Annotated in this window: 23 protein-coding genes and 2 tRNA genes; 8 read left to right on the top strand and 17 right to left on the bottom strand. The window is 58.1% G+C overall.

The window, feature by feature from the left end:
- Positions 1 to 21: 21 nt before the first annotated feature.
- Entirely contained in the window at positions 22 to 1,692 is a 1,671-nt protein-coding gene (locus B5G16_RS10665) for a nucleoside kinase (RefSeq protein WP_087263729.1), read from the bottom strand.
- A gap of 90 nt (positions 1,693 to 1,782) precedes the next feature.
- Between B5G16_RS10665 and B5G16_RS10660 the strand changes: the two genes are divergently transcribed.
- Together B5G16_RS10660 and rpsA are read left to right on the top strand one after the other, a co-directional pair.
- Entirely contained in the window at positions 1,783 to 3,225 is a 1,443-nt protein-coding gene (locus B5G16_RS10660) for a bifunctional metallophosphatase/5'-nucleotidase (RefSeq protein ID WP_087263728.1), read from the top strand.
- A 163-nt stretch (positions 3,226 to 3,388) separates the two neighbouring features.
- Complete coding sequence (rpsA, locus tag B5G16_RS10655) at positions 3,389 to 5,233, top strand: 30S ribosomal protein S1 (RefSeq protein WP_087263727.1); 1,845 nt, start codon at positions 3,389 to 3,391, stop codon at positions 5,231 to 5,233.
- 475 nt (positions 5,234 to 5,708) lie between these two features.
- Here rpsA and rplI read toward each other — a convergent pair whose 3' ends face one another.
- Genes rplI through rpsF form a run of 3 tightly spaced genes read right to left on the bottom strand, consistent with a single transcriptional unit; the run spans position 5,709 to position 6,795 of the window.
- Positions 5,709 to 6,149: a 50S ribosomal protein L9 gene (rplI, locus tag B5G16_RS10650; RefSeq protein ID WP_087263726.1), complete on the bottom strand. Its 441-nt coding sequence runs from the start codon at positions 6,147 to 6,149 to the stop codon at positions 5,709 to 5,711.
- Positions 6,150 to 6,168: 19 nt separating this feature from the next.
- The gene (gene rpsR / locus B5G16_RS10645; protein WP_018694586.1) at positions 6,169 to 6,447 is read right to left on the bottom strand and encodes a 30S ribosomal protein S18; all 279 of its coding nucleotides are present in this window, start codon (positions 6,445 to 6,447) and stop codon (positions 6,169 to 6,171) included.
- A gap of 3 nt (positions 6,448 to 6,450) precedes the next feature.
- Entirely contained in the window at positions 6,451 to 6,795 is a 345-nt protein-coding gene (gene rpsF / locus B5G16_RS10640) for a 30S ribosomal protein S6 (protein ID WP_087263725.1), read from the bottom strand.
- A 378-nt stretch (positions 6,796 to 7,173) separates the two neighbouring features.
- On the opposite strand from rpsF, the gene B5G16_RS10635 reads away from it, so the two are divergent.
- Positions 7,174 to 8,016 carry a hypothetical protein gene (locus B5G16_RS10635; protein ID WP_087263724.1) on the top strand — a complete coding sequence of 281 codons (843 nt, stop codon included), beginning with the start codon at positions 7,174 to 7,176 and terminating at the stop codon, positions 8,014 to 8,016.
- A 57-nt stretch (positions 8,017 to 8,073) separates the two neighbouring features.
- Here the strand turns inward: B5G16_RS10635 and thiL are convergent, their stop codons facing one another.
- On the bottom strand, positions 8,074 to 9,114 hold the full coding sequence (gene thiL, locus B5G16_RS10630) for a thiamine-phosphate kinase (protein WP_087263723.1): 1,041 nt from the start codon (positions 9,112 to 9,114) through the stop codon (positions 8,074 to 8,076).
- A gap of 95 nt (positions 9,115 to 9,209) precedes the next feature.
- Between thiL and B5G16_RS10625 the strand changes: the two genes are divergently transcribed.
- A complete protein-coding gene (locus B5G16_RS10625) occupies positions 9,210 to 9,785 on the top strand; it encodes an adenylate kinase (protein ID WP_087263722.1) in 576 nt (191 codons plus the stop codon).
- 237 nt (positions 9,786 to 10,022) lie between these two features.
- On the opposite strand, the gene rpsT is transcribed toward B5G16_RS10625, so the two are convergent.
- The 5 genes from rpsT to B5G16_RS10600 form a co-directional block, all read right to left on the bottom strand.
- Positions 10,023 to 10,274 carry a 30S ribosomal protein S20 gene (gene rpsT, locus B5G16_RS10620; protein WP_087263721.1) on the bottom strand — a complete coding sequence of 84 codons (252 nt, stop codon included), beginning with the start codon at positions 10,272 to 10,274 and terminating at the stop codon, positions 10,023 to 10,025.
- A gap of 177 nt (positions 10,275 to 10,451) precedes the next feature.
- Positions 10,452 to 10,523: transfer RNA gene (locus B5G16_RS10615), tRNA-Glu, on the bottom strand.
- Positions 10,524 to 10,649: 126 nt separating this feature from the next.
- A complete protein-coding gene (locus B5G16_RS10610; protein WP_087263720.1) occupies positions 10,650 to 11,408 on the bottom strand; it encodes an ABC transporter ATP-binding protein in 759 nt (252 codons plus the stop codon).
- Positions 11,409 to 11,412: 4 nt separating this feature from the next.
- Entirely contained in the window at positions 11,413 to 12,414 is a 1,002-nt protein-coding gene (locus B5G16_RS10605; protein WP_087263719.1) for a FecCD family ABC transporter permease, read from the bottom strand.
- Between the two features lie 3 nt (positions 12,415 to 12,417).
- Complete coding sequence (locus tag B5G16_RS10600) at positions 12,418 to 13,557, bottom strand: ABC transporter substrate-binding protein (protein ID WP_087263718.1); 1,140 nt, start codon at positions 13,555 to 13,557, stop codon at positions 12,418 to 12,420.
- A gap of 105 nt (positions 13,558 to 13,662) precedes the next feature.
- Here B5G16_RS10600 and B5G16_RS10595 point away from each other — a divergent pair.
- Positions 13,663 to 13,737: transfer RNA gene (locus B5G16_RS10595), tRNA-Pro, on the top strand.
- A gap of 391 nt (positions 13,738 to 14,128) precedes the next feature.
- Here the strand turns inward: B5G16_RS10595 and B5G16_RS12610 are convergent.
- From B5G16_RS12610 to B5G16_RS12605, 3 genes are read right to left on the bottom strand one after another with little or no spacing between them, the layout of a single operon-like run.
- Complete coding sequence (locus B5G16_RS12610) at positions 14,129 to 14,485, bottom strand: hypothetical protein (RefSeq protein ID WP_143260874.1); 357 nt, start codon at positions 14,483 to 14,485, stop codon at positions 14,129 to 14,131.
- Between the two features lie 13 nt (positions 14,486 to 14,498).
- Positions 14,499 to 16,742 (bottom strand): leucine-rich repeat protein, encoded by a 2,244-nt coding sequence (locus tag B5G16_RS10590; RefSeq protein ID WP_087263717.1) that lies wholly within the window; start codon positions 16,740 to 16,742, stop codon positions 14,499 to 14,501.
- Positions 16,743 to 16,765: 23 nt separating this feature from the next.
- Complete coding sequence (locus B5G16_RS12605; protein ID WP_143260873.1) at positions 16,766 to 17,503, bottom strand: hypothetical protein; 738 nt, start codon at positions 17,501 to 17,503, stop codon at positions 16,766 to 16,768.
- Between the two features lie 750 nt (positions 17,504 to 18,253).
- Here B5G16_RS12605 and B5G16_RS10580 point away from each other — a divergent pair.
- Entirely contained in the window at positions 18,254 to 19,306 is a 1,053-nt protein-coding gene (locus B5G16_RS10580; RefSeq protein WP_087263715.1) for an acyltransferase, read from the top strand.
- On the top strand, positions 19,303 to 19,716 hold the full coding sequence (locus tag B5G16_RS10575) for an A1S_2505 family phage non-structural protein (RefSeq protein ID WP_087263714.1): 414 nt from the start codon (positions 19,303 to 19,305) through the stop codon (positions 19,714 to 19,716). Before B5G16_RS10580 ends, B5G16_RS10575 begins: the two co-directional genes overlap by 4 nt.
- 289 nt (positions 19,717 to 20,005) lie before the next feature.
- Here B5G16_RS10575 and B5G16_RS10570 read toward each other — a convergent pair whose 3' ends face one another.
- Together B5G16_RS10570 and nadB are read right to left on the bottom strand one after the other, a co-directional pair.
- On the bottom strand, positions 20,006 to 21,589 hold the full coding sequence (locus tag B5G16_RS10570; protein ID WP_087263713.1) for a peptide chain release factor 3: 1,584 nt from the start codon (positions 21,587 to 21,589) through the stop codon (positions 20,006 to 20,008).
- A gap of 3 nt (positions 21,590 to 21,592) precedes the next feature.
- A complete protein-coding gene (gene nadB / locus B5G16_RS10565; RefSeq protein ID WP_087263712.1) occupies positions 21,593 to 23,149 on the bottom strand; it encodes an L-aspartate oxidase in 1,557 nt (518 codons plus the stop codon).
- 72 nt (positions 23,150 to 23,221) lie between these two features.
- On the opposite strand from nadB, the gene B5G16_RS10560 reads away from it, so the two are divergent.
- A complete protein-coding gene (locus B5G16_RS10560) occupies positions 23,222 to 24,430 on the top strand; it encodes an S-adenosylmethionine:tRNA ribosyltransferase-isomerase (RefSeq protein ID WP_087263711.1) in 1,209 nt (402 codons plus the stop codon).
- 197 nt (positions 24,431 to 24,627) lie between these two features.
- On the opposite strand, the gene B5G16_RS10555 is transcribed toward B5G16_RS10560, so the two are convergent.
- Together B5G16_RS10555 and B5G16_RS10550 are read right to left on the bottom strand one after the other, a co-directional pair.
- Positions 24,628 to 25,059, bottom strand: coding sequence for a lipocalin family protein (locus B5G16_RS10555; protein ID WP_087263710.1), 432 nt, complete (start codon positions 25,057 to 25,059; stop codon positions 24,628 to 24,630).
- Between the two features lie 14 nt (positions 25,060 to 25,073).
- Positions 25,074 to 25,757: a porin family protein gene (locus B5G16_RS10550; protein ID WP_087263709.1), complete on the bottom strand. Its 684-nt coding sequence runs from the start codon at positions 25,755 to 25,757 to the stop codon at positions 25,074 to 25,076.
- Between the last annotated feature and the right edge of the window lie 22 nt (positions 25,758 to 25,779).

The following is a 25,779-nucleotide window of genomic DNA, read 5'->3' as shown; positions in this document are numbered from 1 at the left end:
GCGGCGGGGTCTCTATTGGAATCAGTATTGGAAGGAACTTCCGCCGATGAATTCGCGCAGGATCGACGTCGGCGGGATCTCGTCCGGCGGGATCGGGATGAAGTTGTCGAGGAATTTCAGCATCCGGCGCGCCTCGTCGAACTCCGGAACCGTGTCGGGAACCTCGCGCAGGATCTTCTCCGCAAAGGGACGCAGCACCGAGATTTCGTAGAAGAGCGACGAGTTGAGCATCACGTCGGCATTCTCCTGATAGGGGAAGATGTGCTTCTCCTCGCCGCGGCGCACCGAGGCCCACCGCGAGAGGGTCGACAGGGCGTCCGAACCGCGCTGCTTGTAGTCGCGCGTGAGGCGCCGCAGCAGGCGGTTGTCCGTGGTGGCGATCCGCGAGAGGTTGTCCATGGCCACCGACGTGAAGCACGAGATGTAGATGCGGAACTTCTTCGAGTCGGGGATCGAGGGGGTCAGACGCGGGTTCAGTCCGTGGATCCCCTCGATGATCAGGATCGAGCGGTCGTCGAGCGTCAGCGGCGTGCCGTGCTGCGTGCGCCGTCCCGTGATGAAGTCGTAGCGCGGGATGTCGACGCTTTCGCCGGCCATCAGCCGCCGCAGGTGGTCGTTGAACAGGTCGAGGTCGATGGCTTCGAGCGCCTCGTAGTCGTAGTCTCCGTTTTCGTCGAGCGGGGTCTTCTCGCGGTCGACGAAGTAGTCGTCCAGGGAGATCATCACCGGGTGCAGCCCCAGCACGCCGAGCTGGATGCTCAACCGTTTGGCCGAGGTGGTCTTGCCGCTCGACGAGGGGCCCGAGATCAGCACCATCCGGATGCCCCGTTCGCGGTTGGCCTGCTGGATGGCGTCGGCGACCTCGGCGAATTTCCGTTCGTGGAACGCCTCGGCGATCTTGATCATGCCGCCGGCGTCGCCCGCAAGGGCGCGGGCGTTGACCGCGCCGATCGTCGGGACGCCCATGAGCGTCACCCACGACTGGTACTCCCGGAAGATGCCGAACATCTTCTCCTGCCGGTCGTGCCGGTTGAGGCGGTCGGGTGCCGTGCGCGACGGCAGCACGAGGTAGAAACCCTTGTAGCAGGGTTCGATGTCGAACAGGTGGATGTATCCCGTCGAGGGGGCCAGCGATCCGTAGAAGTATCCGGCCGTGTCGCCCAGCGTGTAGAGGTCGCTGTAAAGCCGCGGCCGGGTGTCGAGCAGTTCGATCTTGTCGGCGAATCCCTCCTCGGCGTAGCGTTTGCGGACCTCGGTGGTGAGCATCCGCTGCCGGGTGATCGGCAGGTCCAGGGCGATGAGTTCGCGGATCCGGTCGCGGATCCGCGCGGTCTCCGCCGCGCCGAATTCGTCGATGCCCTCGATCTCGCAGTAGAAGCCGCTCTGGCCCAGCGAGTGGCGGATGTGGAGCGTCTGGCCCGGGTAGAGGTCCTTGACGGCCTTCTGCAACAGGAACCACACCGTACGCTGGTAGACGCGGATGCCGGCGAACGACGTGATGTCGACGAACTGCACCGTGGCCGGGCTGTATATCTTGTAGTTCAGTTCCCGGATGCGGTTGTTGACGAAGGCCGCCAGAAACGGGTGCTCTCCGGCGGGGAGCTGCCCGGCGATCTCCGACAGCGAGGTGCCCATCGGGACGTCGAGCGTCTCGCCGAGGTTTTCACAAATGATTGAAATGGAGTCGTTCATCGGATTTTTTCTCGTTCTGGATTCCAAAGATAGGAATAATTTGTACTTTTGACAACCGTTTCTCCGAAATGGGAAAGAAATTCGACGGATATGAAAACCTTCATCGGAAAGATCTTCACCCGGGGGCTCCTGGCGGGAGCCCTGTTTGCCGCGCTGGCCGCCTGCGCGCCCCGTGAAACGACTCTTGTGCTGCTGTCGACGAACGACATGCACGCCCGGATCCAGCACTTCCCCCGCCTTGCGGCAGCCGTGGAGGCGTGCCGCGACACGGCGCAGCTGGTCGTGGTGGTCGATGCCGGCGACCGCTGGACCGGAAACGCCTATGTCGACAAGGCCCCGACGCCCGGCATGCCGATCGTCGCCCTGATGAACCGCCTCGGCTATGACGTGGCGACGCTCGGGAACCATGAATTCGATTTCGGGCAGGCCTTCCTCGGCCGCATGATCGACAGCATGGCGTTCGAGGTCGTCTGCGCCAACCTCCGCAGCGACACCTGCACCTTCCCGCAGCTGCCCCCGTATGTCGTCATCGAGCGGCAGGGCCTCCGCATCGGCTTCGTGGGTGTGGTGACCAACTACGAGGGCCCGGGCCATCCGGCCGGGAATGCCGCCAACTTCGAGGGGCTCGAATTCCCCGATCCGCAGCAGGAGGCCCGCCGCTGTGCCGAGGAGCTGCGCCCGAAGGTCGACGTGCTGGTGCTCGTCTCGCACATGGGCGACGACCGCGATGCCGAACTCCTTGCCACGGAGACGCGCTACGACGTGGTGATCGGCGGCCATACCCACGAACTGCGCGACACGCTCGTCAACGGGACCCTCCTCACGCAGACCGGGAAGAACCTCGCCAATGTCGGCGTCACGACGATCCGCCTGCGCGGAAAACGGGTCGAGAGCGTCGACTACCGGATTGTGCCGCTCGCCGGCTATGCGCCCGATCCGGCGTATTGCGCCGAGGTGGAGCGTTATTACGCCGATCCGGAGCTGAACCGCCCCGTCGGGGAGTTCTCCGCGGCGGCCGATGCGTGGGGCGTGGCCAACTGGATGGCTGCGGCGGTGGCCGACGAGGCCGATGCCGAGGTGGGATTCTACCACGTCGGCGGCGTGCGCCTCGATTCGATCCCGGCCGGCGGCATGAGCACCGCCCGGGTCTACGATCTGGAACCCTTCGGCACGGAGATCGCCGTCATGCGCATGACTCCGGCCGACATGCGGCGCATGATCCTCTCGAAGTACAACGATACGGAGAACCGCAAGGAGGCGCACCGCATCGACCTCGTCTCGACGACCCCCTATGAGATCATCACCGATGCGCAGGACAACGCCCTCGATGTCCGTTTCCCGCAGCTGCGCGAAGGGCGCAGTTACCGGGTGGCCATCAGCGACTATGTCTTCAAGAACTACCGCGACCTGAACTATGCCGACGGTGCGATCACCGGCGTGAAGGTGGCCGACGTGCTGCTCGAAGAGTTGGAGGAGGATTCGCCGCTCGAACCCGACAACCGGCCCCGTCAGCGGATCACCCGGCGTCGTTGACCGGAGTGCGGACTTCGGGAAGAAATAAACCGCTGATTTTTTGAAGTTTTCGGAAAATTGACTACCTTTGTGGCCCTTGCGTGCGCGTACAAAGCCGCACGTGGGGGCTACAAACTTTATTATTAACCATTTAACGAGCGATTGCATCGCAAAATTTCCACACATGGAAGAACTGAAAAACGGAGTTGCCAACGAGAATTTCGACTGGAACGCCTTTGAGAACGACCTGGCCGTCTACGATCAGGACAAGGCCGCGATCACCGAAGCCTATGACAAGACGCTTTCGAACGTCAACGTCGGCGAAGTGGTCGAGGGTACCGTTACCGCCATCACCAAGCGCGAAGTGCTGGTGAACATCGGCTACAAGAGCGAGGGCGTGATCCCCGTCTCGGAGTTCCGCTACAACCCCGATCTGAAAGTAGGCGACAAGATTGAAGTCTACGTGGAGTCGGCCGAGGACAAGAACGGTCAGCTGGCCCTCTCGCACAAGAAAGCCCGTCAGCTCAAATCGTGGGACCGCGTCAACGAGGCCCTCGAGAAGGACGAGATCATCAAGGGTTACATCAAATGCCGCACGAAGGGCGGTATGATCGTCGACGTATTCGGCATCGAGGCCTTCCTGCCCGGATCGCAGATCGACGTGAAGCCCATCCGCGACTACGACGTATATGTCGACAAGACCATGGAGTTCAAGGTCGTGAAGATCAACCAGGAGTTCCGCAACGTGGTCGTTTCGCACAAGGCCCTCATCGAGGCCGAACTCGAAGCCCAGAAGCAGGTCATCATGTCGAAGCTCGAAAAGGGCCAGATCCTCGAGGGTACCGTCAAGAACATCACCTCCTACGGCGTATTCGTCGACCTGGGCGGCGTAGACGGTCTGATCCACATCACGGACCTCTCGTGGGGCCGCGTAAACCACCCCGAGGAGATCGTTTCGCTCGATCAGAAGATCAACGTCGTGATCCTCGACTTCGACGAGGCCAAGAAGCGCATCGCCCTGGGTCTCAAACAGCTCACCCCGCATCCGTGGGAGGCGCTGGACGCCAGCCTCAAAGTCGGTGACAAGGTCAAGGGCCGCGTGGTCGTCATGGCCGATTACGGCGCCTTCGTCGAGATCGCTCCCGGCGTGGAGGGTCTGATCCACGTTTCGGAGATGTCCTGGAGCCAGCACCTGCGTTCGGCACAGGAGTTCATGAAGGTCGGCGACGAGGTCGAGGCCGTTATCCTGACGCTCGACCGTGAGGAGCGCAAGATGTCGCTCGGCATCAAGCAGCTCACGCCCGATCCGTGGGAGAACATCGAGACCAAATACCCCGTCGGCACCCGCACGACGGCCAAGGTCCGCAACTTCACGAACTTCGGCGTCTTCGTCGAGATCGAGGAGGGCATCGACGGCCTGATCCACATCTCGGATCTGAGCTGGACCAAGAAGGTCAAGCACCCGGGCGAGTTCACCCAGGTAGGCGCCGACATCGAGGTGGTTGTTCTGGAAATCGACAAGGAGAACCGCCGTCTGTCGCTGGGCCACAAGCAGCTCGAGGAGAACCCCTGGAACGAGTTCGAGAACCAGTTCCCGGTAGAGAGCATCCACGAGGGTACGATCACCGAGCTTACCGACAAGGGAGCCGTCGTCGCTCTGGGCGAGAACATCGAGGGCTTCTGCCCGTCGCGCCAGCTCGTCAAGGAGGACGGCACGACGCCGAAGGCCGGCGACAAGCTGAACTTCAAGGTCATCGAGTTCTCGAAGGCCACGAAGCGCATCACGCTTTCGCACCTGCGCACCTACGACGACGCCCGCAAGGAGGCCGTTGCCGCCGAGAAAGCCGAAAAGCGTGCCGCAGCCGACGCTACGAAGTCGACCGTGAAGAAGATCAACGCTTCGGTTGAGAAGACGACCCTCGGCGACATCGCCGGTCTGGCCGCCTTGAAGAGCGCCATGGAGGCTGCCGAGAAGAAGGCTGCCGCCGCTCCGAAGAAGGCCGAGAAGGCTGAAAAGACCGAGGAATAATCCCGAGTGGGAGAGGGGGCGGATGGCCGGTCGGCCGTGTGAGACCCCGCTCCTGAACGACGACGCCCGCACTCATCGAGTGCGGGCGTTTTTTGCCTCTTTCCGGCCCGAATCCTTGCTCCGTGAATAAGAAATCGCTATCTTTCCACGTTACTTGGATAAAATCCCGAAACCATGAAAAATGCAGTGCTGTTGGGCGCTCTGCTGCTGATCGGAGTGCAGATGTGGACGGAAGAGGGGCGGGCGGCTCTCCCCGTGCCGCCGCCCAATCGTTCTCCGTCCTGCCCGGCGGGTATGCGCGGGACAACTGGAAAGTCTGGTACCGTGGACGTGAGACCCGCGGCGTGACGCCCGGAGGCCCCGGCCTGCCGTGGTAGCCGGGGCGGCGGATGGAGTCTCGTTGGCGCCGGATATGAAAAAGGGAGGTTTCCTGTGCAGGAAACCTCCCTTTTTGTTGTATGGATGGTTCGCAGGCCTATTCGGCAGCGGCCACCGAGAACTTGATCGTAGCCTTGACCTCCTTGTGCAGGCGGGCCGTAGCCTCGTACTCACCCACGGTCTTGATGGGCTCGACGCTGATCTGCTTGCGGTCCACGGTGATGCCTTTGGCGGCGAGGGCCTCGGCGAGGTCCGTAGCCGTCACCGTACCGAAGAGCTTGCCCTCCTCGGCCTTCATCGAGAGGGTCAGCGGCAGGTTCGAGATCGTCTCGGCCAGCGCCTGTGCGTCGGCGAGGATCTTGGCATCCTTGTGAGCACGCTGTTTGAGGTTCTCGGCGAGGATCTTCTTGGCGGCAGCCGTAGCGGCTTTGGCGTATCCCTGCGGGATCAGGTAGTTGTTTGCGTAGCCGGGCTTCACGTTCACGATGTCGTTTGCGTAGCCCAGATTCTCGATATCTTTGATCAGAATTACCTCCATGGTCTTGTCCTCCTGTTAATTATTTCATGCAATCGGTTACGAAGGGCAGGATGGCCAGGTGGCGTGCGCGTTTGACGGCCTGTGCAACCTTCTTCTGGAACTTCTGCGAGGTTCCGGTCAGGCGGCGGGGCAGAATCTTGCCCTGCTCGTTGAGGAACTTTTTGAGGAACTCACCGTCCTTGTAGTCCACATACTTGATGCCGAGCTTCTTGAAGCGGCAGTATTTCTTTTTCTTGACGTCGACCGATACGGGGTTGAGGTAACGGATTTCCGACTGTGCCTTGTTTTCCTGTGCCATGGTTTACTCCTCCTGTTTGTTAGAAAGTTTTGCACGACGCTTCTCCGAGTACTCGACGGCGAATTTGTCCTGCTTGAAAGTCAGGAAACGGATCACGCGCTCATCGCGGCGATACTGCGTTTCGAGGGTGTTGATCAGCGAGCCTTCGCCCGTGAACTCCATGAGGAAGTAGAAACCGGTGGTCTTCTTCTGGATCGGGTATGCGAGCTTGCGAAGACCCCACGACTCCCGGTTCACGATCTGACCGCCGTTTTCGGTGATAACACCCTGGAATTTGTCAGCGACCTCCTGTACCTGCGCATCGGACAGCACGGGCGTGACAATGAAAACGGTTTCGTAATTGTTCATAATGTGTTTAATTAGTTGTTAGTCCCATTTCGGGACCGCAAAGATACGAAAGAATAATTAAAAATGAAAAACAGGGGATTAAAAATTTCATGCACAGCGGAATTTCTCGTTTTTTTTCGTATCTTCGCATTACATATCGACAAACACGGAAAGTGTAAGTCTGTTCCCTCGGGATGAACGTAGGAAATTCATTTGGATGGGGAATGGGCACGCATCTTGCCGCGTCGTATCCGTATTCTGCGGATATAGGCGTGGGAGTTGTTGCTTATTTTGAATCCAAAGGTATCCTACGACCTATCCCGATAGAAATAGGCTTCGGCACCACGCTTTCTTTTTGTATTTTACCGTCGGGGTGCGGGCGGCAAAACTGATTTCTTCATGGAAAATACCTACTGGAAAAAAACCGTTGGTGCGCTGATCGGTGCCATTTGGCTCTATACGTTGGCCAACATTGCTGCAAACCTCTTGGATTCGATCGATTCCTTATTGAATCCCAATGGTTGGATGGGGACTTTCGCGGGAATGATGCAGGGAGAATCGATGTTTGATTTGTTCGATGTTCTGGGGTGGCTTTTGGGCTTTTTGACGATTTTCGGATACGTCTATTTTTATATCTTGTTGTCGAGGTTCATGTATCTTCAACCGCATGAAGCCGACCATGAAGGGGTACGCCGAATTAGATTGTCGTATATATTGATGGTTGTCGCTTTGTTTGCCGGATTTTTAGGAATGTTGGGAAAGATTGCCGCTTTCGTCATTATCGTCATCAGCTATATAAAGATGTTTTCGGGATGCCGGATGCTGAAAAACTCGGAGACATATACGATGGAAGCCCGCCGTGGGGCCGCTATGCTTTTCAAGGTTGCGATTTTTACGTTGGTTGCCAAAGTCGTCGGATTATTACCCCTTATCGGCGCACCTGTCGAAGCTATCATGTTGTTTATTCTCTTTTTCTGTACATTGGCAGGATGGCGCCGCATTCAACGTGGAGCCCCGGAGCTATCTTCGGAGATGATTGTTGTGCAACAATCATTTGCTGAAAAGGAGCAACGTAGTACAAGATGCCTGGTTTTCGCCGCTTGGGGCGCGTTTCTTGCTCTGGCTGCTGCGGTTTCCATGTTGCTTGGTCCGGATACATCCTATTTGTACGCATTGCTTATAGCTTCGGCACTCCTGTTGCTCATTTCTGGTATTTGCTTGAAGCAGAGCGAAGAGGTATAGCGGAAACCAACTTTTTGGAAGCGTTTCCACCTAATTTATTGGTAGGCCATTACGCTTTTAAACTGTCGCTTCCGGAAACCCCTGTGCCTTTAACTTGATGTCCGAGCCGTCGGGAGTGACGAGGTAGGCGCCGGTCGATTCGGCCGTGATGTGGCCGATCACGTCCACCAGCCCCAGCCGCATCACCTGCTCCTGCATCGCCAGCGGGACCGTGAACAGCAACTCGTAATCCTCCCCGCCGTTCAGCGCCGCCACCACCGGGTCGGTGTGCATCTCCTCGGCCAGCGCCGTCGTCTGCTTCGCGATCGGAATCCGTTCCAGATAGATCCGTGCCCCGCACTTCGACGACTTGCAGAGCTGCATCAGGTCGCTTGCCAGTCCGTCCGTGAGGTCGATCATCGACGTCGGCGTGATCTTCTCCTCGGCCAGCGCCTCGATGATGTCCCGCCGCGGACGCGGTTTCAGGTATTTTTCCAGCAGGTATTCGTAGCCCTTGAACTGCGGTTCGGGGTTTGCGACATCCGCGAGGACCCGTTTCTCGCGTTCGAGCAGTTGGAGCCCCATGTAGGCCGCCCCGAGGTTGCCCGTCAGGCAGATCAGGTCGTGGAGCTGCGCGCCGCTGCGGTAGGCGATCCGCTCCTTCGGGGCGTGGCCCAGCGTCGTTACGGTGATCACCAGCCCGGTCATCGAGGCCCGCGTGTCGCCGCCCACGAGGTCGATCTCCTGCTCCTTGCAGGCGAACGAGATCCCTTCGTAGAGATCCTGCAACGCCTCGACCGGGAGTTTCGACGAGACGCCCAGCGAGACGGTGATCTGCGACGGCCGGGCATTCATGGCCAGCAGGTCGCTCACTCCGGCCGTGACGACCTTGTATCCGAGGTGTTTGAGCGGGAAGTAGGTGAGGTCGAAATCCACCCCCTCGTAGAAGGAATCGGTCGAGCACAGCATGGTCTCGCCGGCCGGCGGGGCGATCACGGCGGCATCGTCACCAACGCCGCGGAGCGTGGTGGCGTGTTGAATCGAAAACTCCTTCGTCAGCAGGTCGATCAATCCGAATTGTCCGAGCGAGGCGATCTCGGTGCGTTTTTTGGGCTCCATGTTTCTGAATTTTTTTACAAAAGTAGCCAAACATTCTTTATTTGGACAAAAATAACCTATTTTTGTGTCGACCAAATCATAAAAACGGGTTAGTTATGGTAAATATCGTCTTATTCGGCGCCCCGGGGTGCGGCAAGGGAACCCAGGCCCAGCGTTTGAAGGAGCATTACGGAATCGACCACGTCTCGACGGGCGAGGTGATCCGCGACGAGATCCGCCGCGGTACGGAGCTCGGCCGCAGCATGGAGTCCTACATCAAGGAGGGCAAACTGGCCCCCGACTCGATCGTCATCGGCATGATTGCCAACTATGTGGCCGACCATCTCGACGCCAAAGGCTGCATCTTCGACGGCTTCCCCCGCACGACGGTTCAGGCCGAGGAGTTCGACAAGATCCTTGCCAGACACGGCTTGAAGGTCGACATCATGGTGGATATCCACGTTCCGGAGGAGGAGCTGGTCCGGCGCATCCTGCTGCGCGGCAAGGATTCGGGACGTGCCGACGACGCTTCGGAGGAGGTGATCCGCGGCCGTTTGGACGTCTACCACCGTCAGACGGCCGTCGTGGCTGATTACTATGCCGGACAGAACAAGTATGCTTTGGTCGACGGGGTCGGCACGATGGATGAGGTCTTCGACCGGATTGCTGCCGTAATCGACGGTTTGAAATAGCAGCGGTCCTCTCGGGCTGTTGCAGACCGGTTCGTCCTGTGGGACGGACCGGTTTTTTATGTGCCGGACGGTGCGAACTCCGGCGGGGCAGGGCGGTTTTTGTTTCTGTCTTTGTCGGGGCGGGATGGATGCTGCCCCGTTTGTTGGCCGCGGTTTCGACCCGGAGAAACGTTGCGGCGTTGAAATGACAAAGCCCGGACTTTACGGTCCGGGCTTTGCAGGTTGTTGCGCAAGTGTTTAGAGTGCGTTTACGTGGAGCTGGATGGCGCTCTTCAAGTTCGCAGCCTTGTTCTTGTGCATGATGTTGTGCTTGGCCAGCTTGTCGAGCATTGCCGTCACCTTCGGCAGCAGAGCCTCGGCGGCGCTCTTCTCGGTCGTCGAACGCAGGGCCTTCACGGCGTTGCGCGTCGTCTTGTGATAGAGCCGGTTGTGAGCACGTTTCGTCACCGTCTGACGAATCCGTTTCTTGGATGACTTATGGTTTGCCATAATCCCTTGTTGATTTATTTTTTACTTTTTCTGTTTCCTGCACTTGAACGGCCGTGGCCGCTGTCGGATAGACCTTGCGGTCCGCTCCTCGATGTTTTATACCCGTCATGGGGTTGAATCCTTCCGACTCTCTCTGCGGGAAAATCGCCGCGGGGAATCATCCGGCCCCCCCCTGTGTAGCCCATAGCAGAATCGAACTGCTCTTTCAAGAATGAAAATCTTGCGTCCTAACCGATAGACGAATGGGCCTCTACCACTATCGCGCTCCCCTGAATGGGGCGTTTTAGCGGTGCAAAGGTAAATAAAAAAGTGTCTTGAACAAAAAATATGCGGAAAAAATGTGAAAAAATAGTGTAAAATACCTGTGGACAAGGCCTAACGCAGACGTACACTGCGCGTTGCGGGATCAAACCGGGCCTCTTCGCCCGAGAAGAGACGTTCGAGAAGCCCGCTTTCGGCCATCTCGTCGGCCGGGAGGGTGTACAGGGTCGGAGTGTCGATCAACGCCACGCTGTCGCAGAGCGAAAGCGCGATGTCGAGGTCGTGGGTCGAGAAGAGGATGCATTTGTGCTCGTCGTGTGCCAGTCGGCGCAGGAGCGTTGCCAGTGCATAGCGGTTCGGCAGGTCGAGGAAGGCCGTGGGTTCGTCGAGCAGGATCAGCGGCGTGTCCTGGGCCAGCGCCCGCGCGATCATGACCCGCTGGCACTCGCCGTCCGACATCCGGTCCATGGTCTTGCGGGCGAAGTCCGACATTCCGACCAGCCGGAGCGCCTGCTCCACGACGGCGCGGTCCGTATCCTGCATCCGCCCGATCCAGTTGGTGTAGGGGGCGCGTCCCAGCGAGACGACATCCTCGCACGTGAGGTTGGCGATCCGTACCTTGTCGGTGGTGACGAATGCGACGGTGGCGGCGCGCTGCCGGGGCGTCATCTCTGCCAGCGGTTGCCCGCAGAGTTCCACCCTCCCCGCCGCGACCGGCCCCAGTCCGGCTACGGCCCGCAGCAGGGTGCTTTTGCCCGTGCCGTTGCGTCCGATCAGGGCGGTCAGCGATCCCGCTTCGAACGAGGTGCAGACGTCGGAGAGCAGCGTGCGGCTGCCGTAGGCGAGGTCGATATGTTCGAGACGGATGCTCATCGGTTCAGAAGAGGTTGCGGTTGCGGATGACGACGAAGATCACGACCGGGATGCCCATCAGCGCCGTGATGGTGTTGATCGGCAGGGCCAGCGTTTTGGCCAGCAGGTCGCAGATCAGCAGCAGGGCGGCACCCGCAAGCATCGAGGCCGGCATCAGAATGCGGTGGTCGGCCGAGGTGAAGATCATGCGGGCCAAGTGCGGGACGGCGAGTCCGATGAAGCCCACCGGGCCGCAGAAGGCCGTGACGGTCCCGGCCAGCAGGACCGTCGAGAGGAAGACCCGTGTGCGCGTGCGCTGTACGTTGAGCCCCATCGTGCGGGCGTAGTTCTCGCCCAGCAGCAGGAGGTTCAGCGGCTTGATGACGGCGACGGCCAGCACGAGCCCTGCCGCGACGACCGGCAGCATCAGCATGAGCCGGCTCCCGGTGACATCGCCGAGCGATCCCATGGTCCAGATGACGAAGGCTTTGAGCGCGGCTTCGTCGGAGAGGTATTGCAGGATCTCGACGACGGACCCGACGCCCGAACTGAACATCATGCCGAGGATGAGGATCACCATGATGTCCTTGATGCGGTGGCTGACGGCCATGACGACGGCCAGCACGAGGGCGGAGCCGAGCCATGCGGCGCCGATGATGCCGAGCGACTGGACGAACGAGTGTCCGGCGATGCCGAGCAGGGGCGCCCCGAGCAGGAACAGCGCCACGCCGAGCGACGCTCCGGAACTGACGCCCAGGACATAGGGTCCGGCCAGGGGGTTGCGGAAGAGGGTCTGCATTTCGAGCCCGCTGGCGGCGAGTGCGGCGCCGGCCAGCAGGGCCGTGACGGCTTTCAGCAGCCGGATTTTCAGGATGATGGTGCGGAGCGCCGGGTCGCACTCCCCGCCCGACAGTGCGGCCCAGACCTTCCCGAGGGGGATGTCGACCGACCCTACGGCCAGATCTCCGATGAAGAGCGCGGCGGTCAGCAGCGTCAGCAGCGTGAACAGCAGAGCAGGGCGCGTCATCGGCTATTCGAGTCGTTTATAATAATAGGTGGAGTCGTCCCCGCCGCAGAGGATCGTGCGCAGGTCGTGCAGCACGACATCGGGGCGCACGGTTCCCGATTCCCAGAAATCGGAGCCTCCGGCCGGAGTCTGACGGCGGTTGTTGTTCCAGACGCAGCGATCCACGACGGCCGGAATTTCGGCGAATTTCGGATTCTGGGCCGTGAGCTCTTTCAGGGAGTCGCAGGCTCCGACGTTGATCCAGAAATCGGCGCCGCTGGCCAGCAGATAGGCCTCTTCGAGTTCTACGGCCACCGAGGCGTTCGAACGGTTTTTCGGGTAGACGTAGCTTCCGCCGGCATCCTCGATCAGGCGGACCATGTAGCTTTGGACGGGCGGCATGAACCACGTGTCGCGGTAGGGCGTGTTCAGCATCACTTTCGGACGGGCGTCGGCCGGATCGAGCCGGGTTTTCTGGGCGTTGTAGCGGGTTGCGATTTTCCGCAGGGAATCGATGCCCGCCCCGCGCAGGTCGCAGAGCTCGGCGGCGGCGACGATCCATTCGGCTTTTCCCAGCGGCGACTCCTCGACATAGTCTCCGACGTAGAGATAGGGGATTCCCAACTCGCGGAGTTTTCCGGTGACGACCGTATTTTCACCCGAGACGCCGTAGAGCAGGATCAGGTCGGGATTCAGGGCCGTAAGGAGTTCGAAGTCGAGGTTGGAGTCGTACCCGACGTCGCGGAGCTCGCCGCAGAGACTGCGTTCCCGGATGATGGGGTTGTGGATGTATTCGATTCCGGAGACCCCGACGATGCGGGGAGCCTGTCCGATGGCATCGAAGAGCGCGACATGGCTCGATGACATGCAGACGACCCGTCGGACGGGCGCCCGTACGGCCTGAACATCGGTGTTCCGGGGGGCCTTTGCCTTTCCGCGCAGGAGGATCAGGTGCTGGTCGAGGTTTGCGGCACCCTGCCAGGGGCTGTGGACCGTGATGAGGGTGGAGGCATCCTTCAGGGTGCCTCGGATGTCGAATCTCGACGCATAGATCGGGGTGTAGACCTCGGTCGAGAAATCGCTGATGTGCCGCTCTGCGGAGCCGGAACAGCTGCTTGCGCATGCGGCAGCGAGGGCGAGTATGAGGGTTAAAAAACGTTTCATTTGTGCAAAAGTAGAAAAAAATCTTGCAGAAAAGTGTTTGTTTTTGAAAAATATCGTATATTTGCAGTCCCAAAGCGAAGGGTTTTGCTCTTTTGCGGGCGGAATCGGGGCGTAGCTCAGTCCGGTTAGAGTACACGTCTGGGGGGCGTGTGGTCGCTGGTTCGAATCCAGTCACCCCGACTAACCGAGAATCCTTGATATTCAATCGAATATCGAGGATTTTTCTTTTGTGATGTATAGCCGGAAAAATGGCGGTGGTACACAAGTGGTACATAAATAGTCGCCATCCGAAAATTTCAATCTCAGTCGTTAAGTATTTGGTTGTTGGGTGGTTGCTGTATTTGGGCCTATACAGTCGCTTCGAATAGGCGGATAATGAATTTAATCGGGTTCGTGGCTATATAAGCTGTAATCGCCCCGGAAACGCCTCTATCGGGATTTAATAAAACGACCTGCCGCATGACGGCAGGTCGAGGAACGGTCGGGATAAAAGTTGAATGAGGCGGGTGGATGGATAACAACTTACAACTATGGTTTTATCCGCGACCGGAATTATATATATATGAAACAATCAGAAACTACAATATCGAACACTATGCCCACCTCTTGTAATCTCATAATTGGTGCAGGGGTCTTCAAATAATGCTTGATATAAGACATGACCTAATATGGAACTTTGTCCTGTTTGAGACTTGGGATATCTCAAAAGGATCGCTTGCAGTGCATGATCATTAGCCCAGTCAATTTGTTTTTTGCCGACAAGGTCTCGTGCCGAAAAAGGCTTGCCATTTCGGTTGAATCCTTTTTGTCGGATAATCTCCATTAAATTTCTGCGAACATCGGTAAGTTCGTCTGCTGTCAATGCCCGTACCTGTTTGGGCTGAATGGCGGTCGGCTGTAATTTGCCGTTTAGCTTTTCGTATAACATGTGCTGTAATCAGTTAAAATTCGATTTCTTCAATAGCGGTAAAACGGGAGGTCCAGGGATCTTTATCATATGCATCTTTACATCCGAAGGGAACTCCCAGATAACTATACGCACTGTAACTTCCGAACGAAGAGGTCGAAACATCAGGTGGGGTTGTTGCTTTACAATACACTTTGGTAAAGTACAAAGGCCATCGGCGGTTGTAGGTGTCCAATCTGCAAAAAACATCGGTGCCTATTTGCTTTATTCCGCTGCCGATGGTCAGATACCCATTGAATCCGGTGCAATCGCGAAAAGCGCAGCCTTCAATTGTTGTTACCTGGTCGGGAATTACCAGATTACCGGTAAATCCGGAACAATTGCAAAAGCAATATTCTGGGATGGTAGTTATTCCGGTGCCGAACGTCAAAGAGCCGGTAAATCCGGAACATTCGTAAAAGGCATATGTCCCCAATGAGGTGACGCTGTTGGGAATGTGCAGGCTTCCGGTCAAGGCCTCGCATTGGTAGAAGGCGCGTTCTCCAATCGTCTGCAAGCCTTCGGGCAACACCAGATTCCCAGCCAACGAAGAGCACCCTTCGAATGCGGATGCTCCGATCGAGAGGACTGTGCCTGGAATTTCTATCGAAGTAATGCTGCTTTCCTTAAACGCATTGTCCGGTATGGCTTCCAGGTTCAGAGGCAGAATGACTATTTTAATCGTACTGCTTTTGAAACAGCTGGCCGGAATGGTCGTATTGTCGATCTGTGCCAGATCGACCGATTCCAAAGCGGGCATGGTGCGCATGAAGTCGTAGTCGAACGTGTTGAGTTTCCCGGTCAGTTTCAGCCCGATCAGTTTCTCTTTCTCATCGGCGGAAATGTAGTTTTCCAACGTCCCTGCCGTTTCGACATGGACCGTCTTGTATCCCGAAGCCTTTTGGGCGAACAGAATGCTTTGGGCAATCAACCCGCTGTCGTCTTTCAGATTGACGGTCGAGTAACGATAGGTGGTGTTTGGGTTGGCCTGTGCCGTAAAGGTGAGTGTCTCCTTATGGGTTGCCGCGCGTGTTTCAGCTATCGAAAGCCATGTCTGGTCGGCTTCCGGAATCTCTACCGAGTAAGTTACGTTGGTTTCTACCTCGACTTGCACCGTTTCTCCTTCTGCGGCGATTTCCACGGTGTTGGTCGAAACGAGGATGACGCTTTCGACAAAATTGAGGATGCGCATGATGGTATTCGTCCCTTTGGATACAAAGACCAGCACCCGGCTTGCCCCGAGATCAGCCGACGGGGTTGTGACGATGATTTTTCCGGATCGGTAATCCGTCGGTGAAACCGAGGCTTTATAAAGATCCTGCGCTACGACTTCAATCAGCGTGTTTTCGTCTGCTCCGGTAATTGTATACTCGATTTCATAGGTTTTGTCCGGCAAAACATTGATCGAATCCGTATTGCCGAATACGATATCCAATGTTTCGGATGCCGTTGCTTTCGGAATCGTAATCGTGCTGTCGTCATTCAAGGTGAATATAACGCTGTCGTCGGTTTCTTCAACATCCTTGAAAATACCTCCGGCCTGCCCCGGTTCACCCGGTTCTCCTTTGTCGCCGGTCGCTTTTCCAAGTTGTGTCCAGGAGGCTCCGTCGTTGTAGGAAACATACCAATCCCCATCCTCTATTTTTAACTGAGGAGTAATCCCATCTTTTCCATCTTCACCGGGTTTCCCGTCCTGACCGTCCTGACCGTCGTTCCCGTCTTCGCCTGGCTTGCCGTCCTGTCCGTCGTTTCCGTCCTCGCCTGGCTTGCCATCTGTACCGTCGCGACCTTCTGCCTGAATCTTATTGCCTGAATCATCCGTCAGCCAGTCGCCGTTCAGCGTCCAGTAATAAACCCCGTCGGTATCCTGCTTTACTCCGATTATCGGCGTTGATCCGTCGTTCCCATCTTCGCCGGGTTTGCCATCCTGCCCATCCTTGCCGTCCTCTCCATGATAGATGGTGATGGGTGCACTTTTGGCAAAAGAGATGGTGTAGCCGATTGTCTCCCCGTCTTTGGTGATGGGGGTAACTCCGGTAATGTAATCATTGTCTTGGAGGGCATTGACGAGGGCCTGCAAGGATGAGATGTTGGTATTCATCTGCTTGCACAACTCTTCGAGTTTGGAGACTCGATTTTCGAGGTCATCCACACGTCCGGTCAAAGCCGAATCGTCGTAGTCTTCGCCGCATCCCGATAAAACCGAGACGGCGAATAAAAAACAAAGAAGCTTTTTCATAATATGGCTGGTTTGGTTCGTGTTTATGCTTCGTCTCCTTTTACAACTTTGTTCTGATAATCCATATATCCGCAGTACTTGCAACGGCGTGTTATTTGCACTCGGTTGTGATGGACATAATAGATTTGGTTGTCTCGTTTTACCCGTTCGGTTTTTGCAAGTCCGAGAAACTTTTCATCGATCTCCTGCATGGCCCGGAGTTTACCGCAATGCGGACAACGACGAGATGTTATCCAATGGATAATCGAGTATACGATCGATCCGATGAAAAGCAGCAGAATTACGATCCCCCAACCGCTGTCGGAATTTTCTGTGTTTGCATTCGATGATGTTGATAAGGTTGAACTCTGATCCGATGTCTTGGATGTTTCCGATGATACGGAACTCGGGGCTGATGGCTTGGTCGTTGTTGCGGAAGAGCGGGATCCCCGATCATCGCGGGTTCCGACAGTTTGTGTGGCTCTTTTCGGTATTGTGTTATCAACGGATCCACGGGAGAGGCTGGCTCCTTCCTCCTGGGGCATTCCCAATATCGGATTTGTATCGCGGATCTCCTCGGTCTCGACTGGTTCCTGGCTGTCTTTTTTCTGCTGACGCTCCGCTTTACGCTTTTCTCTGCGGTCTTCCCGTTCCTGGCGCCGTTCTTCGCGTCGTTCTTTTCGCTGAACTTTCTTATCCGGCTCCTGGCTTTGTGGCATTGCGGATAAACCGGATAGGGTAAATGAGAAAATCAAGAGTCCGCAAATGATTCGCTTGTTCATAGCAACAAAGGTTGTTGCCATTCGACTCCGGTATGGCGGGATTTGTACAAAAAGAAAGTGTGGAGTCGTTAGTTTATCTATGCAGAGGCTCTGGTAAAGCCCGAATGTAAATAAACAGATACAATACCCCACCCCACACCTGTATAGTATGGGATCAAATCTCACATACCAATACAGATGACGAGTGTTGTAGCAATCCTTACATTCAGTGAAATTTACCAGATTTCTGCATAAGGATAAAAGCTAAACACTTTCATCAAATATGTACGCCGCTTGCGCGACATACAAAGATAAAAAATGTTTTTTAAACAGCACTCTTCGGGAGGGGTATTGTTGCCATTATGGCTGAATAACGGCTCGGGAAATGGGCGATACGTCACCTCCACGGTTCCGGAACTCTACCCATGCCGTCTTGTAGCCTGCCCTCATACGGATACTTTTCCATAAATTCCATTCCATGTTTGTTTCGTTTTATTGATTTCAGGGGCAAAACTATCATTGGAGTGTGCGGGAACGTGGCATACCGGGTCATTTTTGATGATAAATAACCTCAATGCGATGAAGTCTGTTTTTGTATGCGCTCGGGGAGAGTGGTGTGATTGGGCGTCGAAGCTATTGGGGAAATCCCGGGAATCCGTCCGCGGAACGCTTGGCTTGTCAGCCCTTTTTTCGTATCTTTGAACCCGTCCGGCGCCTTGTGGACAAGGAATATGCAAGGCCGGATTGACTCACTCCTTCAAGTAAAGCACGATGAAATCGGATCGGAATTTCCCGCTGGATCTGTTGCGGGTCCTGGCCTGCTACCTGGTGATCCATCAGCACGCCAGCGAATTTTTCTATGTCGGGGAGGCCGGAAGCGTCGTCCCCGGTGAGAACACCTTCTGGATCGGAATCATTACCAGCATCGCCCGGATCTCCGTGCCGCTGTTCGTGATGATTTCGGGTTTCCTGCTCCTGCCGATGAAGGGGGCCGGTTCCGAATTCTTCAAGAAACGCTTCGTCCGCATCCTCGGCCCCTTCGTCGTATGGTCCGCCCTCTATGCCCTCTATTATGTGGCCACCCGCGGGGATTCCTGGGGACAAGCGATCACGAATATCCTCCATATCCCGGTCAACTTCGGCGTGGAGGTCGGGCATCTCTGGTATATCTATATGCTGGTCGGGCTCTATCTGATCGTGCCGGTGATCTCCCCGTGGCTGGCGAAGTGCTCCAAAGCCGAACTGCAAGGGTATCTCGGGCTGTGGGGCGTTACGACGCTGATTCCCTATATTCATCTGATCTTCCCGCAGATCTGGGGCGAGTGTTTCTGGAATCCGACTCCGGCGTTCTATTATTTCAGCGGATTCATCGGTTATTTCCTGCTGGGATTCCATGCCCGCAGATACGGCCCGTTGTCCCTCTCCTGGGCCGTGCTCCTCACCGTCGTGGGATACATCGTCACGGCGGCGATCTTCTGCTCCCGGGTGGAGACGGCCGCCACGATCCCGGATCTGGAACTCAGCTGGGGATTCTGTACCGTCAATGTCGCGATGATGACCTACGGCGTCTTCTCGATCTTCCTGCATGTCAAGGCCCGGGGCGAAAGCCGCATGGGACGGCTGGTGCAGGACATCTCGTTGAAAAGCTATGGCATCTACCTTGCGCACATCATGATCCTGACGCTGTTCGTCGGATGGCTCCGGCCGCTGTTCTCCTCCACGCTGACGGCGGTTCCCGTTATGGCGCTCTGCTCGTTCGTCTGCACATACCTGCTGGTGCGTCTCCTGTCGTACCTGCCCCGGTCCAAATATTGGTTGGGATGAGCCGCGGTGTGATTGCTGCGGTCGGGCGGCGTATCGCTCCCGACCGTATCGCGGAACTCCGCGACGATGAGATCTTCGTTTTCGGGAGCAACCTCGCCGGCATGCACGGCGGTGGCGCCGCACGGATCGCATGCCGATGCTTCGGCGCCGTGTGGGGGCAGGGTGTCGGTTTGCAGGGGCAGAGCTATGCCATTCCGACCATGCAGGGCGGAGTGGAGACCATCCGCCCCTATGTGGACGAATTCATCGACTTCGCCCGGCGGCACCCGCATCTGAAATTCCTCGTGACCGAGATCGGCTGCGGCATTGCGGGCTTTACCCCCGACGAGATCGCTCCGTTGTTTGCTGCTGCGGCGTCGGTGGAGAACATCTGGCTGCCGGCCCGCTTCTGGGAGGTGCTGACCCGATAGGCTCGGCGTTCCCGCCCGGAATGCGGTTTCCATGAAAAACCGCCGGAACGCTTCTGCTCCGGCGGTTTTCTCTAATTTTTATTGGGCCTGCTTTTTTCGGGCGACTTCCGTCCGGTCTTCTTCGTCGGCCGTCCGTTCTTCTCTGGTGTCTTCTCCGTCTTTCTTCGGGACCCCTCCGTCTTTCTTCGGGACCCCTCCATCCTTCTCCGGTTCCCTCTGTCCTTCTTGGTGGCCTCTTCGTTGCTCCCTTTTGAGTCGCTCCTCCCCCCCCCTCTTCGGCCCCTCTTCGCTAAAATTCCGAGGTGAAGTGGAAGCGGATCTCCTTGAAGTTCTCCTGGGCCAGGGCCAGCGCGTAGCTCGTATCGGCCAGGAAGACGTCGCGGCCGTGCTTGTCCACGGCCATATTCGTGTGCTTGCGGCGTTTGAAGTCGGCCAGCTGGGTGGCGTTGTCGCTCTCGATCCAGCATGCCTTGTAGATCGAAATCGGCTCCCAGCGGCACGCGGCATTGTACTCGTGTTCCAGCCGGTACTGGATCACCTCGAACTGCAAGGCGCCCACCGTGCCGATGATCTTGCGTCCGTTGAGCGACGAGGTGAACAGCTGCGCCACGCCCTCGTCCATCAGCTGGTCGATGCCTTTGGCCAGCTGCTTGAATTTCATCGGGTCGGCATTCTCGATGTAGCGGAACTGCTCCGGGGCGAAGGAGGGTATTCCCGTGAATTTCAGCTTCTCACCCTCGGTGAAGGTATCTCCGATCTTGAAGTTGCCCGTATCGTGCAGACCCACGATATCGCCCGGATAGGCGAAGTCGATCACCGACTTCTTCTCGGCCATGAAGGCCGTCGGCGAGGAGAACTTCATCTGCTTGCCGCTCCGCACGTGGAGGTAGTTCTTGTTGCGCTCGAAGACGCCCGAACAGATTTTCAGGAAGGCGATGCGGTCGCGGTGGTTCGGGTCCATGTTGGCGTGGATCTTGAAGACGAAGCCCGTCATTTTGGGCTCTGCGGGCTCCACTTCGCGGGTTTCGGTCGGCGCGGGCCGCGGCGACGGCGCGATGCGGATGAAGCATTCGAGCAGCTCGCGCACGCCGAAGTTGTTCACGGCCGATCCGAAGAAGACCGGTGCCAGTTCGCCCCGCAGATAGGCCTCGCGGTCGAACGTGTCGTAAACCCCCTCGACCAGCTCGACATCCTGCCGCAGCTGGTCGGCGAACTTCGCGCCGACGTGCTCGTCGACGACTGCGGATGCGAGGTCCGTGATCTCGACCGTCGAGGCGTCGGCCGTGAGCTTCTCGTCCGAGGTGAAGAGCGAGAGCCGCTTCTCGTAGAGGTTGTAGACCCCCTTGAACGTGGGGCCGTTCGAGATCGGGAAGGTCAGCGGCCGTACGCGGATATGCAGCTCCTTCTCCACCTCGTCCAGCAGGTCGAAGGGCTCCTTCGCGGGGCGGTCCAGCTTGTTGATGAAGACGATGACGGGCGTATTGCGCATCCGGCAGACATCCATCAGCTTGCGCGTCTGCGACTCGACGCCCTTGGCGCCGTCGATGACGATGATGACCGAATCGACGGCCGTCAGCGTGCGATAGGTGTCTTCGGCGAAGTCCTCGTGGCCCGGCGTGTCGAGGATGTTGATCTTGCGGCCCTCGTACTCGAATCCCATGACGGAGGTGGCCACCGAGATGCCGCGCTGGCGTTCGATCTCCATGAAGTCGGACGTCGCGCCCTTCTTGATCTTGTTGCTCTTGACGGCTCCCGCCACGTGGATGGCGCCGCCGAACAGCAGCAGTTTCTCCGTCAGTGTGGTTTTTCCCGCATCGGGGTGGGCGATGACCGCAAAGGTCCGCCGCCGGGTGATCTCTTCCTGTAAGGTCATGTACTATTCTTTCGGGTAATCCATGTTGTAGTGGCAGCCCACCGACTCCTTGATCTCGCGGCCCTGCTTGATGATCAGGTAGGCCACGGCGATCATGTTGCGCAGTTCGCACAGTTCGCGGTTGGGCTTGGTCTTGCCGTAGAGCTCCTCGGTCTCCTCGAAGAGGATCGACAGCCGCCGCATGGCGCGTTTGAGCGAGAGGTTCGAGCGCACGATGCCCACGTAGTTGGTCATGATCTGCTGCACCTCGCGTTTCGACTGGATCAGCATCAGCATCTCCTCGGTGTGCTGCGTGCCGTCGAAGTCCCAGTCGGGAATTCCCTCCTGGAAGTCGACCTTGTCGATCCGTTCCGCGGTGTGGCGGGCCGCCTGGTCGGCGTAGACCACCGCTTCGATGAGCGAATTCGAGGCCAGGCGGTTGGCTCCGTGCAGCCCCGTGCAGGAGGTCTCGCCCAGCGCGTAGAGGTTGCGGATCGAGGTTTCGCCGTTGGTGTCGACCCGCACGCCGCCGCAGCAGTAGTGCGCCGCCGGGGTGACGGGGATCCAGTCCTTCGTGATGTCGATGCCGATCGAGCGGCACTTTTCGCAGATGTTCGGGAAGTGGCTCCGGATCGAGTCGGGGTCCTTGTGCGTGACGTCGAGGTAGACGAAGTCCATACCCAGACGGGTCATTTCGCGGTAGATCGCCCGGGCCACGATGTCGCGCGGGGCGAGCGACTTCATCGGGTGGTACTTGTCCATGAACTCCGTGCCGTCGGGCAGGCGCAGGATCGCCCCGAAGCCGCGCATGGCCTCGGTGATGAGGAAATTGGGCTTTTCGCCGGGGTTGTAGAGCGTCGTAGGGTGGAACTGGATGAACTCCATGTTCTCGGTGATGGCCTTGGCGCGGTGGCACATGGCGATGCCGTCTCCCGTGGCGACGATCGGGTTCGAGGTCGAGGAGTAGACGTTTCCGCAGCCGCCCGTGGCGACGATCGTGAACTTCGAGAGCATCGTCTCGATCTCGTTCGTGTCGAGGTTCAGGACGTAGGCTCCGAAGCAGGCCAGTCCGCGCGTGTGGCGCGTGACGAATTCGCCCAGATGGTGCTGCGTGAGCAGGTCGATGGCGAAGTGGTGTTCCAGGACCGTGATGTTCGGGTGCTGGCGGACCGACTCGACGAGCGCGCGTTCGATTTCGGCGCCCGTGAGGTCCTCGTGGTGGAGGATCCGGTGCTCGGTGTGGCCGCCTTCGCGGTTGAGCTCGAAACGGCCGTCGGGCGTCTTGTCGAAGCGCGTACCCCAGGCGATCAGATCGGCGATCAGTTCGGGAGCGCGGCGCACGACCAGTTCCACGGCCTGTTCGTCGCACTTGCCCGCCCCGCAGACCAGCGTGTCGCGGATGTGTTTCTCGAAGGTGTCGGGGGCGTACGTTACCGAGCAGATGCCGCCTTGCGCGTAGTTGGTGTTGCACTCGATCATCTCGCCCTTGGTCACGATCGTGACATGTCCGTGGGCGGCGGCTTTCAGCGCGAAGGAGAGCCCTGCGGCGCCGGAGCCGATAACCAGGAAGTCGGTCTTCATAGGTTTCTTTTTTGCATTATGCGACGCAAAGTTACAAAAAATAGTAACTTTGCCGCACAATTTCCGGCAAAAATGGAACGACATATCGACATAAACCGTTTTGATTACGCGCTTCCCGACGCGCGGATCGCGAAATTCCCGCTCGCCGAACGCAGCGCCTCGAAACTCCTCGTCTACCGCGGCGGCGAAATCTCCGATCGGCATTTCGCCGACATCGGCGACGTGCTGCCCGCGGGCGAGCTGCTCGTCTTCAACAACACGAAGGTGATCCGTGCGCGGATCATCATGCACAAACCCTCCGGGGCGCGCATCGAGGTCTTCTGCCTCGAACCGCACGCGCCGGCCGACTACGAACGCGCCTTTGCCGTGGTCGGGGCGTGCGAATGGTCGTGCATCGTGGGCAACCGCAAGAAGTGGAAGGAGGGGTATGTCGAGATCAATTTCGAATCGGACGGCCGGGCCGAATACCTCCGGGCATGGATCACCGAAGACCGCGGACGCGAATGCACGGTGCGCTTCGAGTGGACGGCGCCGATGACCTTCGGGCAGCTGCTCGAACACCTCGGGCGCATCCCGATCCCGCCCTACCTGAACCGCGAGAGCGAGGAGATCGACAACACGCGCTACCAGACCGTCTACTCGAAGTTCGAGGGGTCGGTGGCGGCTCCGACCGCGGGCCTGCACTTCACGCCCGAGCTGATCGAGTCGATGCGGCAGCGCGGCTTCGAGTTCGAGGAGGTGACCCTGCACGTCGGGGCCGGGACGTTCCTGCCCGTCAAGGACGAGGACGCCGCGAAGCATCCGATGCACACCGAGCACTTCGAGGTGCGCCGCGCGACGGTGGCGCGGCTGCTCGACCGCTGGGGACACATCACGGCCGTGGGGACCACCTCGGTGCGGACGCTCGAATCGCTGACGGCCCTCGGCTGGCGCATCCGCACGGCGGGGACGCCCGATGCCGGACGGGTCGTCGGGCAGTGGGAACTTTACGACATCCCGGCCGCATATACGGGGCGCGAGGCGCTGGCGGACCTGCTGGGATACCTCGACCGCGAGGACCTCGACCGCCTGAAAGCCGCGACGCAGATCATGATCACCCCGCTCGGCTATGAATTCCGCATCGTGCACAACATCGTGACGAATTTCCACCAGCCCAAATCGACGCTGCTGCTGCTGGTTTCGGCCTTCGTGGGCGACGACTGGCACCGCATCTACGACTATGCGCTGGACCACGATTTCCGTTTTTTGAGTTACGGCGACTCGTCGGTGCTCATGCGGTAGGACGGGCCGGAACGGGGCGCGAACTGTCTGCGGCGTCCGTGCGGGGGTCGGACGGGGTGCGGTTTGCCATTGCGGTATCCGGGGATGTCCGGTGCTGCACCCGGGAACGAAAAGAACGGGGCCGATGAGGCCCCGTTCCGGTAAAGAATTGGAAAAGCATTCCGGCCCGGCGATCAGACCCGAATGTGGCGGACGGATCAGTTGATCCGTTTGTAATACTCCTTGTCCGTGCAGGTTTTGCCGTCCTCACCCTCGTAGTCATAGGCAAGGACCAACTCGGAGGAGGTCAGTTTCTCAATACGGATGATTTTCGGGTAATCCGGATCCTTGAGATCCGTCATCGTCAGCATTTTGGATTCAATGGTGTAGGTGTATTCCCGGTCCGAGGAGTAATCTGTCACTTCGTAGTGGGTTTTTGCTGTCCCGTCGGCTCGGAACTCTATCGTAAAAATATAACCGAATTCCGCACCCCACTCTTCGTCCCAGTCGTTGTATTCGCCGTCGTAATCCTTGGTCAGTTCCCAGGTCCCGACCAGCCGGGCCAGGTCCACCGTATCGTCGTCATCCTTCGAGCAGCCGCTCCACGTGAGGGCCGCCGCGAACAGCAGAAGCGTGAACAGTCGTTTCATGACAATGCGCCGGATCAGAAGTTATAACCGATCTGAATCGAGAAGTTGCGGTTGTGGAACTTGGCCTCCTTGCCCCACTCGTCCTCGATGGCCATGTTCACCAGACCGAGGTCGTAGGCGATACCTACATAATAGTGCTCCTTGAAGGTGACGCCGGCACCGAACGTGAGGCCGAAGTCGAAACGTTTTGCGCCGAAGTGGCCTTCATCATCGGTGGATTTGCCGAAGAACGGGATTTTTTCCGTTGTCTCTCCGTCGTCATAGACCTCCTTGCCGCCCAGTCCGAATGCAAAGTGCGGACCGACATTCACCTGCACGTTCACCGACTGGCTGACATCGGCGCGGAACGAGCCCAATACGGGGATTTGCAGGTACATCGGACGGTATTTGTCCTTGTATCCGCCGATCTCTTCCTTGGCGCCGCGCGTCGTGAAGAGCAGGCCGGGCTGGACGTAGAATCCGTTGGTGATCGGGAGGTCAACGACGCCGCCGAACTGGAATCCCACGCGGGAGTTGAGGTCGAGATCTTGGGCCGGGCCGTATTTGCCGCCGATGTTCGAGATGTTCAGACCGGCACGCACGCCGTACGCGATTTCGCCTTTCTGGTCCGTGCCGAACATGTCGCGGATCTCCTGGGCGGAGGTTGCCGTAATGCCCAGGAAGAGCATGGCGGCCAGCATGAAGGATTTCTTCATCATGGTAGAGAAAGTTTTGGGTGCA

It is taken from the genome of Alistipes sp. An66, assembly GCF_002161445.1.
Taxonomy (GTDB): Bacteria; Bacteroidota; Bacteroidia; order Bacteroidales; family Rikenellaceae; genus Alistipes; species Alistipes cottocaccae.
This window is presented reverse-complemented; position numbering and strand designations above follow the sequence as displayed.